This is a genomic window from Nocardia sp. Tas62D01 (assembly GCF_055232035.1).
The window spans coordinates 1,920,472-1,932,789 of the sequence record NZ_JBUYUZ010000001.1 but is presented as its reverse complement, the minus strand read 5'-3'; the positions used below and the strand labels follow the sequence as shown (position 1 = coordinate 1,932,789).

At 67.8% G+C, this 12,318-nt stretch carries 10 protein-coding genes; 4 read left to right on the top strand and 6 right to left on the bottom strand.

Translation table 11 applies throughout. From position 1 onward, the window contains the following. Positions 1-216 precede the first annotated feature (216 nt). Positions 217-1,008, top strand: coding sequence for a helix-turn-helix transcriptional regulator (locus tag ACV7NQ_RS09470; protein WP_463359279.1), 792 nt, complete (start codon positions 217-219; stop codon positions 1,006-1,008). Here ACV7NQ_RS09470 and ACV7NQ_RS09465 read toward each other — a convergent pair. After that, a complete protein-coding gene (locus ACV7NQ_RS09465) occupies positions 969-1,802 on the bottom strand; it encodes an alpha/beta fold hydrolase (protein ID WP_463359278.1) in 834 nt (277 codons plus the stop codon). The two genes, ACV7NQ_RS09470 and ACV7NQ_RS09465, sit on opposite strands and share 40 nt — an antisense overlap. 268 nt (positions 1,803-2,070) lie before the next feature. Between ACV7NQ_RS09465 and ACV7NQ_RS09460 the strand changes: the two genes are divergently transcribed. After that, positions 2,071-3,021: a hypothetical protein gene (locus tag ACV7NQ_RS09460; protein WP_463359277.1), complete on the top strand. Its 951-nt coding sequence runs from the start codon at positions 2,071-2,073 to the stop codon at positions 3,019-3,021. 47 nt (positions 3,022-3,068) lie between these two features. Here the strand turns inward: ACV7NQ_RS09460 and ACV7NQ_RS09455 are convergent, their stop codons facing one another. After that, positions 3,069-3,461, bottom strand: a complete 393-nt coding sequence (locus ACV7NQ_RS09455; RefSeq protein WP_463359276.1) for an HAD family hydrolase — start codon at positions 3,459-3,461, stop codon at positions 3,069-3,071. 197 nt (positions 3,462-3,658) lie between these two features. Here ACV7NQ_RS09455 and ACV7NQ_RS09450 point away from each other — a divergent pair, with 197 nt between their 5' ends. Further along, the gene (locus tag ACV7NQ_RS09450) at positions 3,659-4,138 is read left to right on the top strand and encodes a hypothetical protein (RefSeq protein WP_463359275.1); all 480 of its coding nucleotides are present in this window, start codon (positions 3,659-3,661) and stop codon (positions 4,136-4,138) included. A gap of 264 nt (positions 4,139-4,402) precedes the next feature. Here ACV7NQ_RS09450 and ACV7NQ_RS09445 read toward each other — a convergent pair whose 3' ends face one another. From ACV7NQ_RS09445 to ACV7NQ_RS09430, 4 genes are all read right to left on the bottom strand, one after another. Then, positions 4,403-6,235 carry an NTP transferase domain-containing protein gene (locus ACV7NQ_RS09445; protein WP_463359274.1) on the bottom strand — a complete coding sequence of 611 codons (1,833 nt, stop codon included), beginning with the start codon at positions 6,233-6,235 and terminating at the stop codon, positions 4,403-4,405. A gap of 86 nt (positions 6,236-6,321) precedes the next feature. Further along, positions 6,322-7,071: a VOC family protein gene (locus tag ACV7NQ_RS09440; protein WP_463359273.1), complete on the bottom strand. Its 750-nt coding sequence runs from the start codon at positions 7,069-7,071 to the stop codon at positions 6,322-6,324. A 50-nt stretch (positions 7,072-7,121) separates the two neighbouring features. Continuing rightward, complete coding sequence (locus ACV7NQ_RS09435) at positions 7,122-7,433, bottom strand: MGMT family protein (RefSeq protein WP_463359272.1); 312 nt, start codon at positions 7,431-7,433, stop codon at positions 7,122-7,124. 5 nt (positions 7,434-7,438) lie between these two features. Further along, complete coding sequence (locus tag ACV7NQ_RS09430; protein WP_463359271.1) at positions 7,439-8,224, bottom strand: alpha/beta fold hydrolase; 786 nt, start codon at positions 8,222-8,224, stop codon at positions 7,439-7,441. A gap of 106 nt (positions 8,225-8,330) precedes the next feature. Here ACV7NQ_RS09430 and ACV7NQ_RS09425 point away from each other — a divergent pair, with 106 nt between their 5' ends. Beyond that, positions 8,331-12,269, top strand: a complete 3,939-nt coding sequence (locus ACV7NQ_RS09425) for an ATP-dependent helicase (RefSeq protein WP_463359270.1) — start codon at positions 8,331-8,333, stop codon at positions 12,267-12,269. Positions 12,270-12,318 lie beyond the last annotated feature (49 nt).

Here is a 12,318-nt window from a genome sequence, read left to right as displayed (position 1 = left end):
TGTGATGTAGCGGGTGGATGGCGTGGGGTCCAAATATAAAGAAGTAATATCATTCAATATCTTGTCCGGTGGGTTGAAGATCTCATCGTCGACGATTGAAGCTATGTATAACTCGAGCGCGTCGGCGTCGCGGGCGGCGCGGACGGTCCAGTTTAGCTCTTGTGCAGAAGTACCCAACTTGTTGATACATCTACAGCTTCATAGGAGTGGATTGCTGTGCTAAGCAAGTCGACTGGTGCCGGCGACGGGAGTCAATTGCGGCCACCCACCTTCGGGGGGTTGCTTCGCCGACTGCGCGACGATCGGCGCATATCTCGAGAAAAGCTGGCATTCGCCGCGGGGGTCAGCTCCAGCTATATCACGCATCTGGAGGGCGGCGATCGCGATCATCCCACCAAGGCGGTGGTGACCGCACTGATCGGATATCTGGATCGGATCAGCCCGCTGGCCGACACCGAACGCAGACATCTATTCGACCTGGCGGGACTGGCCGAGGACACATTTCCGACGGTGCCGCAGTTGCGTGCGGAGATCAGCGGCGACATGCGCAACGGGTTGCAGCTGCACGAACCGAATGCGGCGAGCTACCTCGATACCCGCTGGAACATTTTGTTCTGCAACGAAACCTATGCCTCGACATTCCCCGGATTGGTCGAGGAGCTCAATATACTGCGCTGGTTCTTCGGTAACGAGTTGTCCAAGCGGGTCATGGTCGATTGGCGGCGCGAGGCCGCGCTCACAGTGGATTGGTTGCGCGGGCTGATCGGCCAGTCGGTCGATACCGCGTGGTCCACCGAACTGCTCGACGAACTCGGCGACTACCCGGAATTCCGAGAAATGTGGGCCGCCGGCGGCACCACCTACGGCCGCGACCAGCCGATGCATATTCGCGACCTGGACAGCGGCGAGTGCTACAGCCTCGATGTCCAGATGTTCCGGGTGGATTCCGGCAACTATCCGGGCCGAGTTCAGTTCTTCCTCGGCATTCGCACCCCCTGCCCCGCGTAGATAGCCCGGCGCATCAACCGCAGCAGCGGCGGCGCCACCAGTTCCGGATGCGTCCAGGCCGCGCCATGCCCGGCATCGGGCACCGTGACCACCCCGGACGCACCGGGGAGTCCCTCGGCCAGTGCCGACGACTTGGCCGCGGTGCTCGACGCGTCGTGGCTGCCACGCAAAACCAGTGCGGGCACCTCGATTTCGTGCAGTCTGCGCAGTACCGAATCGCGTGTCATCAGGCATTCGGCGGCCGCACGTATGGCGAAGCGATCACCGGCTTGCCAGCGGGTGGTCCACGGGGTCCATGCGGCCGGATCGGGGCCGCCGATCAGCTCCGGCGCCAGCGTCTCGGTAATCGGCGCGAGGGGGTCCTGGCCGCACCAGGCCTCGAAAAAGGCGCGAAAGTGCGCCAATTCATGCAGGCTGCAGGCCCCCGCCTCGGTGTCGAGCAATGCAATGCCGAGCACCCGATCGGGTGCGAGCAGGGCGGTGCGCAGTGCCGCGTAACCGCCCTGACTCATCCCGCCGACGACCGCCTTTTCGACGCCGATGGCATTCAATACGGCCAGTGCATCGACGGCGAGATCCCAATAGGTGAACGGCTCGTCGCGCGGAGCCCGGGTATCACCGTGGCCGCGCGCATCCCACGTCACCACATTGATTCCGGCCGCTGCCAGCGGTTTTCGCAAAGGATCAAACATGGACTCGTCCATGAGAAATCCGTGCCCGAGCAACAGGACCGGACCAGGGGTCGGGCTGGGTCGGAAATGGATTGTGACCGAGCCCGATTGAACGTATGGCATGCTGACGAACGCTACTGGCCGCGCAGCCGCCGACCGACGCTTTGCCCGCAGGATGCCAGCCACAGTTGCGTGTTATGTATGACCAGGGCTTTCACTGGCCGGTGTAAGTACCTCACAGGGCGTGTCCGATGTTCTAGATTGTCTGGACAACCATCGGTGAAAACGTATTTGATCCGTTTATCGGAGAAATCGCGAAGTTGACGACTACACCGAGATTCACCGTTCGATGAGGACAGTTTGCGCGTATATTGCGGGGAGTGAATGTTTCATGGTGAATGAGGTTCAGTGGGTGCCCCACATCACGCTGGCCGCGGCCGCGGACTGCTCGAACGGCACCTTCGCGGTGTGCGGTGACGAGGGCCGAGCGCTCTGGTTCGGCCCCTTCCTCGACAGCGATGCCGACCATCCGCACGGCGACCCCCGCGCCGGAACAATGGCCGCGGCAGCCAGAGCGGTCTGGTTGGCGGGCCGGGTCTGCGCCGACGCGGGCCACCACGAGGCGACCCTGCATCTGACCATCACCGAACCCGATGTGGACACCATCACGCTGGCCTGCGCCGCGTCGATGTCCGGCTTGGCGCTGGATGTGGTGGTGGCCGAGGACAATCCGGCGCTGGACTGGTGCCGGGCTTTCGGCAGGCTGGACTGGAATCCGGGCGCGCTCGTCAGCCTGGTCGAGGACGGCGACGTGCCCGGCCCGCTGCAGTCCTGCGCACTACATGCGGTTATCGCCGCCCCACCACTCGACATCGACTCGAAGGAGACCACGCCTATGATCCGCAATTGGCGCGCAAGCGCTACGGTGGACACCGATCCGCTGATCGATCCGAGTGTGGAACTGCGCGCCGCGCTGGAGGCGCTGCTGCTGCACGACGCCGTCGGTCTGGACGCGCGGATGCGGCATGCGATCGCCGCCGTCGTCCATCTCGCCGTGGACACCCCGCACGGTCCGCCCGAGGACGCCGAGGAGTTCCTCGGCCGCCTCGACGCGGCCTGGCTGCTGGCCGCCTGGGCGGCTCACGACACCGAAATGTCGCTCATCGCAACGCTTGCCGCGGGTGAGGTGCCCGCCATGTCCTGGTGTGAACTCATGTTCACCACCGCGCTGGCCCCGTGGTCGACCAGCCCCGTCGCGGTGCACGCGCGCCGCATCTTCACGTCCGTCCAGCACGGTCACCTCGGCGCGATCCGCAGTTCGATCGGCATCTCCGGCGTGTGAGATGTGCTGAAAGTGGCTGAAAGTGACTCCGCGCCAGCGAAAGTGACTCAGCACAGGTCGAGTTCGGCGAACGAGCCGATCCAGCGGTGCGGTGGGCGCGGGGGATTGGTTTCGCCGGGTCGGTGCACGCCGACGGCCGACCGGCCCGCCGCGACGGAGGTATCGAGTTCGTCCGGGTGGTCGGAGAGGAACAGGATGCGCTCTACCAGGGTGCCGATGGCCCCCGCGATCTTCTCGTAGGACGAGGATTCCCGCTTCGGGCCCGCGGTGGACAGGTCGAAATAGCCGCCGATCAGGGCGGCGAGTGCGCCGCCGCGGGCGAAGGTGAACCAATCCTGTTGGTTGCGCACCGATACGATGGGAACGGCTGCGTCCGTGCGATTTTCGGCCAGCCACCGGGGGAGCTGAGCCCGGGTGTAGCCGTACAGGTCTTCGCGCACCGAGCTGGTCGGGCTGGGGGTGCTAAACGGTATCCGATCGGGACCGGCGTCCGAAAAATCGGCTCAGACCGCGCGCAGCTTCGGTGCCGGTCCGGTCGAAACGGCCGATGTGACAACGGTTTCCAGCAACTCCGCGCGGCCGTTGTTGCGCCCCGTTTCGGAGCGGGCAGGGTCTGGCCGGGCTGATCCTGGTCGCGGTGATCGCGGCTGCCGGAATCTTTGCGGGCGTGCTGACCTCCTACGATCCGATCCGGCAGGTTCCGGGCGCGAACCTGTTGGGGCCGAGCGCGGATCACAGGCTCGGCACCGATCACCTGAATCGGGACGTGTTCTCGCGCGTGCTGTTGCACGGCATCCCTGCGTGTCGGTGCCTGATACGACCACGAAAACGGGCCACCGGCCCCTGGATCGCAGGGACCGGCGGCCGTTTCAGCGGATTCGGATCAGTGCTGCCCGGGGCGCCGCTGTTCAGTGCGTTGCTCGTCGTTCTCGCCGTGACGTGGCTCGTTCGGCATCATTCGCTGCCCATCGGCCTTGCCGCCTGCTCGCGGCATCCCTTGCTCCTGGCGCTGCTGTTGCTGCTGCCGCGGCATCTGCTTGGGCGTTTTCTTAGGCGTCTTCTTCGACTTTTCAGCCATCTCCACTCGGTCCTTTCCGGGGGATTGATTTTCGCCTAACAAACACACAGTAGCGACCCTGCATTACTAATGGAAGCAAAATTGCAAATCAGCTGGTCAGCCTGGTGAGAAGGGCATCATTGTGACATATTCGGCGTGTCACCGCCATGGGTATTGGGATTACAGATCGGGGACACGGCCGTCGCGCTATTCGAGATGATTGTTTTCCTGATAGAGGGAAATGCCGTTTCGACTCGGCGAACTGACCGACCGAATTCGCGACGAAATGAAGATAATTCACGCACGATATCGTTTCTGCCCGAATTACCCTCGTAGCGGCAGGAATTCGACCGGCGTGCCATCGGTGGCATCGGCGGGGACGATGACCAAACCGTCGCGGTCGATCAGGCCGCCGAGGTGGGTGGTACGGATGTGGGCGTCGCCACGCCAGCCGCCGGTGGGGCTGATTCGGGCGGGGACGATGCGGGGGACCTGGCCCGCGATCTCAGTGGCGTTGTGCAGGGGGCCGACCAATGGGCGGTCTGGGCGGCTGCCGGTGAGTCCGTCGACAATGGCGGGAGCCAGGGCCATCAGGGTGGCGATGGCGGCGAACGGGTTGCCGGGGAGGCCGAGGACCGCTGTGCGGGTGGGGAGTTCGGCGACGACGGTGGAACCGCCCGGGCGCAGGCGCAGGCGGTGCACCAGGATTCGGGCATCCGCACGGGCCAAGGCGCCACGGAGTTGGTCCGCGGCGCCGCCGCCGGTGGCGCCGACGATGACCAGCAGATCGCTGTCGCGCGCGGCGGTGAGGACTTCGTCGAAACCATTGGGGGTATCGCGCAGATGGACGCGGTCCACGGTGTGGATTCCGTACCAGGACAACATGTCCGGCAGGACCGGGCCGATGGAGTCGCGCGTTTGTCCCGCGTGCAATGGTCCGGCACTGCGGATTTCGTCGCCGGTCATGACGATGCGGGCGCGCACCGGGCCGCGCACCATGGCTTCGGTGACTTCCACGCTGGCTGCGGCGGAGATCAAGGTCGCGTTGACCGGGGTGGCTTCGGGTGCAATGAGATCGCCGGGTTCGCGGTCCTCGCCGCTGCGGCGGATGTCGTCGCGCAGTGGGGTGTCCGGAAGCCGGTGCAGGGTGTCGCCCGCGTCGAGGCGGGCGAACTCGTCCCGGACCACGCTGGTCGTGCCGTCGGGGACATGCGCGCCGGTGGCGATCCGCACCGCCTCGCCAGTCAGCAACCCGACCGGCCGCTGCCCACCGGCGAACCCGATATCGCGCCGCAATCGCCAGGGACCGTCGCCCGCGACCGCGTAGCCGTCCATAGCGGACACGTCGAAGCGGGGGAGCGGTCCGGTGGCGGACAGCGGCGCGGCGAGTGCGGCCCCGCGTACCGAGCGTAGTTCGGCACGGTACGCGGTGAGTCGGGAGGTATGGGCGCGCAGTATGTTTCGCGCGTCGTCCAGTGCCAGTGCGGGCTGATCGCGGGACCTGTTCGTTCCGGCCGAGGCTGGAGCCCTTACCGGTGCGATTGCGCCCGACGGTGCTTCGGAGACCGAGATCGACCCCGACACCGCATTGCCCGCCGCCGCCCGTGCGCGCCGTACCTGTTCATCGGTATCGCAATCGGCGATCCCCGCCATCGCGACGGTCACCGTATCGGTCGGAATCAATGCCTTCATCGGCTGATTGACCAGCGAATCCAGCGCTTGCAGCGCCGCGACGAGCGCGGACCTGCGCCACACCCCGGTCAGATACTGGGGGCGTCCGGACTCGTCGGCCGCGAACACCGCGTCCGCACCGGATTCCATTGCATGCCCGATCAATTCGACCACCACCGCGTCGGTCAGGAACGGCATGTCCGCCGCGAGCACCACCACCAGCGGCGACGCCACAGCTCCGAGCGCGTGCAACCCGGTGCCGAGCGCCGCCACCGGGCCCGACCCCGGCGGCACCTCCCGAACCTGCCGGATCCGCGGATCCAGCTCCGGCCGTTGCGGCCCGACCACGACGATGCGGACACAACCCGCGACGGCCGCCAGCGCAGAGTCGAGCATGGATCGTCCGCCGATGACGATGGCGGGTTTGTCGACACCACCCATGCGGCTGGCACGTCCGCCCGCGAGGACGATCGCGTCGGCGGCCATCACAAGCCGGAACCTGGAGCGAGGGACAACATAGTCGACATGCTAATTCGTCGGCGCCGCGCCGCCGCTGAGGCTGGCGCGACGGATCAGACGGTGGAGTAGTCCGCGGCCGGTCGGAGCAGGCAGAACTCGTTGGTCTCGGGATCGGCGAGCACATGCCCCGGCGCGCCGCCGGCACCGCCGGCCTCGATCGGGATCGCGCCCGCCGCACGTAGTCGGGCCACCTCGTCGGCCTGGCTGTCGGAGGGGAAGGAGGCAAGGTCCAGATGGAGGCGATTACGCCCGCGTTTCACGTCCGTAGTGCGGACGAACTCCAACCAGGAGCCGAGTCCCGTCGCCGACCGCAGTCCGGCCACCTGCGCGCCACGGTGCTCTACCGGCCATCCGGACGCGGCGGACCAGAATTCGGCAAGGCGCACCGGGTCGTGCGTGTCGACCACAATGGCCGCCACCGCGCCGGTATCCACGTACTGCTCCCGTGGCTCCAGGAGGCAGAACTCGTTGCCTTCCGGATCGGCGAGCACCACCCACGGCACCGCACCCTGCCCGATGTCGATGCAGCGCGCCCCGAGTGACAGCGCCCGGTCCACCTGCACCCGCTGATGGTCCAGGGAGCGGCTGGCGAGGTCGAGGTGGATGCGGTTCTTGCCCTGCTTCGCGTGCGACGCGGGGAGGAAGGTCAGGGCCAACTCGAGACCGTCGGGGTCGGGTGCCGCGACATCGACCTCGTCGGGTCGGGCGACGGTCACCCCCCAGCCCAGCAACTCGGCCCAGAATTCCGCGACGAGCCGCAGCCGGTCTGCATCGAACACGACACACGCCAGGCGGGTGGACATAATTCCACGGTAACCGTCGAACGTCGGCGGTGTGGCCGGATTGCCCGCTGCTACCGATTCGGTGTGTCGGGGAACTGAAATCGGGCCGCGCGCAGGTCGACCCGCTCTTCCCGGATCGGCACGCCCTCGGTCGCCAGCAGCCGCAGTTGGCGGTCGGCCAGATGTGCGGCGGGCTTGCCGCCGGCCCCGATCACCCGATGCCATGGCAGGTCGGCGGAGTCGGTGCGCATGATCCAGCCGACCGTGCGCGGCGTGGACAGCCCCGCCGCCGCGGCGATGTCGCCGTAGGTGGCGACCTGGCCGGGCGGGATCATGGCAACCAGTGCGCGCACCCGCTCGACCTTTTCGTCGGTGGTTGCCATCGGTCTCAGAGCACCGATCGGATCAGCGCGGCGGTCTCCGCCGGACGGGCCTGGGCGACCATGTGGTCACAGTCCCATTCGAGCACGGTCAGATGGGCGCCGAGGCGCTCGGTCAGAGCCGCGCGGAACTCCGGGGTCACGAACGGCGGCACCACCTTCATGGCCTGCACCAGCACCGTGGGCAAGTGCGCGGGCGGCAGCACGTACTGGCGGGCCAGCTGACCCCAGTACGAGTTGATGGCGGGCAAGCTGATCCGCCAGCTGACGCGGCCCTCGGCGGTGGGCATCAGATGTTCGGCGAGTTCGGCGTCGAGCAGGCGCGGTTCCACCTCACTCCAACCGGTCGCCACCTTGTCCTGGCGCGCGTCGTCGACACTCTCGTAGTCCGGCGAGGCGAGGCCCGACAGCGCGATGTCCATGAGTAGCTCCGGTTTGAGCGCGATGGCCGAGTCGAGCATGACCAGATTTCGCACAAGGTGCGGATGGCTATCGACGAGGTGCAGTGCACAGGCGCCGCCGAACGAGTGCGCGACCACCACCACCGGTTCGTCGGTCTCGGCGATGATCAGCTCGGCGAGATCCCGCACGATGGTTTCGAAATTCCACGGCGGCAGCGAGGTCGACCGGCCGTGTCCGCGCAGGTCGGGAGCGACGATCCGGACACCGGGCAGGTGCTCGGTGGCAATGGATTCCCAGCGTTTGCCGTGGCCGGTGACGCCGTGCAGGGCCACCACGACCGGTCCGGTCGAGGGACCGAAACGGTGGACATGAAGAGGGGACACGGGGTCCATTTTGACGTGTGCCGAAACCCGTCGCAGCACCAGCCGCCGATGAGCGGCGCAGGGCGTGTCGGACGCGTCTGTTGCAATAGCCCGCGTGGTGCGATCGGATAGCGCGGTGCGACTTGTTCGCCGAAACGTGGCGGCACCCCGGCCTAGGGTCTGGGGTGCCGACGTTCGCGCTCTGTTCGATGCCCAGGCCGCGCTCGGCCCGATCCGCCCCGGGTGGCGGCCGTGGCAGGTGCTCGGCGGACCGGGCACGGGCAAGACGAGCCTGCTGATCGACCTGGCCGCCGATCGGATCGCGGCGGGCGCCGATCCGGCATCGGTGTTGGTGCTGACCCATTCGAAGCAGGCGGCGAGCGCGTTGCGCGACGCCATCACCGCGCGGCTGACCGGGCCGGAACCCGCCGCCGAACCCGGTGTGCCCGGCGCTACCCGCGAGCCGCTGGTGCGCACGCTGCACTCGTACGCCTTCTCTGTACTGCGCAGACACGCCACCGCGCACGGCAATCCGCCGCCGCGTTTGCTGACCGGTGCCGAGCAAGATGCGGTGTTGCGCGAAATGCTGCGCGGGGACCTCATCGATATCGCGGCGGGGGCGAGTGGTCTGTGGCCGGAACGGCTGCAGCCCGCGCTGGCGCTCGGCGGGTTCGCCGAGCAGTTGCGCGACCTCATGCTGCGTGCCACCGAACGCGGGCTCGGGCCCGAGGATCTGGTGCGGCTCGGCCGCGAGCACGCGCGGCCGGAATGGGTGGCGGCGGGCAAGTTCGCGGTGCGGTACGAGCAGTCGATGCTACTGCGCTGGTCGGTGGGGGTGGAGGCGCCGGAGGCGACAGCGCCGGCCCTGGACGCCGCCGAACTCGTCGGCGCCGCGCTGGACGCACTGGCAGGCGACGCGAATCTGCTTGCCGCGGAACGATCCCGGATCAGATACCTGCTGGTCGATGATGCCCAGCACCTGGACCCGCAGGCCGCGCTGCTGGTGCGGGTAATTGGCAATGCCGCGCACACCGCGGTGGTCGCGGGTGACCCGGATCAGGGCATCTTCACCTTCCGTGGCGCGGACGCACGCTTCGTCGCCGACCTCGATGCGCCGGACGGACAGCGAATCATCCTGCGGGACAACCACAGATCGCACGGTCAGGTGCAACTCGCGGTGGCTCGGGTCGCGGCCAAGTTGCCTGGTATTGCGCCGCAACGCTTTTCGCTGCCAACCCACGCGGCGGAACCGGAGAACGACGGCACCGAGGTGCGGGTGCGGGTCCTCGCCACTCCGGCGAAGGAAGCGGGACTGATCGCGGACTATTTGCGCCGCGCCCATCTCACCGGCGGGGTGCCATGGTCACGGATGGCGGTGATCGTGCGCTCGGTGCCGTTGTCGCTGCCACCGCTGCGCCGTGCCCTGCTGGCGGCAGGTGTGCCGGTGCAGCAGCCCGCACTCGACGCGCCGTTGGCTCGGCGCCGCGGCGCGGCCTGGATGCTGCTCGCCCTGCGGGCGGTCCTCGCCGGTGAGCGGTCCGGCCGGGGTTCGCGACGTGCGGCAGAGGAAATGTTCTCCGCCGAGGATGCGCTGGACCTGCTGGCGGGCCCGCTGGGCGGCGCCGACCAGATCACCCTGCGCCGGCTGCGGCGGGGGATCCGGCGCAGCGTACTGGGGGCCGCACGGAGTGAGGTCGAGGCCGAACGGAATAGTGGCAACCCTGTAGGGGGTGACAAGGCCGGGTGGGGCGCCGAGGATTTCGAACCGGGCGAGCTGAGTCCCGAATCCGGTCGGGACGAATCCGGGCAGTTCGGTATGGATTCCGAACGGAATATCAGAACCTCCGAGCGGAACATCGGTGACGCCGAACGGGCGGCCGACGATGCCGATTGGTATGGCGTAGATCCCGAGTGGAATCTCCGAGACTCCGAATGGCAGGGCGAGATTACCGAACGGGATATCGATGATCCCGAATGGAATGATGATGTCGCCGAACGGGACTATGGTGCGGCTGTACGGGGTGCTGACCAGACTGCGAGTCAGCCGAATGGCGGGGAGTTCGAATCGGGCGCGGCGCGCGGAGGTGTGGCCGAACGGAGTGATGAACAGAGCAATGGCTATTCCGGATGGCGTGCTTACGTCGACCAGTCCTCCGCGGAGGTGCTGCGCGATCTGCTGGTCGGCCGAGCGGACGGTTGCATTCTGGAGCGGCTCACCGATGTCGAGGCGGCACCGTTGCGGCGCGTGCTCGACGCGCTGGATCGGGCTGCCAAGGCATGCCGCCGCGGCGCGGGCCTGGAGGACGTGCTGTGGGCGCTGTGGACCGGGTCCCGATTGGAGCGACGCTGGGTCGCGCAGTCCGAACGGGGCGGCGCGGTCGGTATGCAGGCCGACCGGGATCTCGATGCCGCCGTCGGATTGTTCGACGCCGCTGCCGCCTATGTGGACCGGCTGCCGCGCGCGAGCATCGAGGGATTCGTCGAATACCTTGTCCAGCAGGAGATTCCGCACGACACCCGATCGCTCACCGCGCCGGGGGACGCGGTCGCCCTGCTGAGCGCGCACGCGGCGGCGGGTCGCGAATGGGATGCGGTCGCGGTTGCCGCGGTGCAGGAAGGCATCTGGCCGAATCCGCGGCCGCGCGGCACCCTGCTGGGTAACGAGGACCTGGTCGACCTCACCGCGGGCATCGCCGATGCGGGGGAACGGGTGAGCCGTGCCGCGCCGATCCTCGCCGAGGAACGCAGGCTGCTGCTGGTCGCGTGCAGCCGGGCCCGGAAATCGCTGCTGGTCACCGCCGTCGAATCCGTCTCCGGCGAACGCGATCTGGTGCCGTCCCGGTTCCTCGCCGAACTGCTCGGACACGACGACAGCGAACTCGGCGCGCTGCCGGTCGCTGACCCCGGCCGGGCCCTGGTCATGTATTCGCTGGTTGCCGAATTGCGCGGTGTGGTCTGCGATTCCGAGGCCGATCCGGATCGGCGGCAGCGCGCAGCCCACCAGCTGGCCCGGCTCGCGCAGGTCGGCGTGCCCGGCACCCATCCCGAAGACTGGTATGGCACCGCCGATCTCAGCTCATCGCGCTCGCTGTGGGAGGAGGACGACACCGCAGTCGCGCTCTCGCCGTCCACGGTGGAGTTGCTGCGCACTTGCCCGCTGCGATGGGCGCTGGAACGCCACGGCGGCACCGACGGCAACAACCCGCATGCGGTCAAGGGCAACCTGGTGCACACCCTGGTGCAGGCGCTGGCAGGGAAGGTGCCCGAGGCTCAGGTGCGCGCTGCCCTCGACAAAGCCTGGCAAGCCGTCGATCCCGATACCGGCTGGCACTCCCGCCAGGAGCTGCGTCGCACCGAGGCGATGCTGGAGACGTTCATGACCTGGGTCCGCAAAACCCGCGGCGAACTCACCCAGGCCGGTGTCGAGGTCCCGGTCGACTGCGTGCTGCCCGCCCGCGCGAAAGACGAACGCCCCGTGCGCATCCGGGGCCGCGTCGACCGGCTGGAACGAGACGCCCTCGGCCGCTTCGTCATCGTCGATGTGAAGACCGGCAAATCCCCCGTCACCAAACAGGCCGCCGCCGACCACGCCCAACTGGCGACCTACCAGGTAGCGGCCGCCATGGGGGCGCTGGACGCCACGATGGGCAAGTCCGATAGTGCCGAAGGTGAATCGGACAGTACTGCAACCGAATCCGGCAGCAGCACAGCAGAGTCCATCCGCCCTCCGGCTGAAACACGCCGCGCCACAGCCGAATCCTGGAACTTACTCGACGATGTCGCGGGTGAACCCGGTGGAGCTGCTGGCGCAGAGCCCGGTGCCATTATGGGCGAACCCGGCGGTGCCCGGCTGGTGTACGTCGCCAAGCCGAGCAGCAAGGAGGGGGCCACCCAGCGGATGCAGGCGCCGCTGGATGCCGAGGCGCTCGACAAGTGGCGCGGCACGATTCATGACGCCGCGGCCGCTACCCAGGGCCCGAGCTATCTCGCTATGCGCAACGATGGCTGCAGGCACTGCTCGGTTGCAGGCAGCTGCCCCGTGCAGGACACCGGGAGGCAGGTGACCGACGAGTGACGGTACGGGAGCGCGGCGAGCGAGCCCGGGGCGCAGCGCCTTCGGGGTG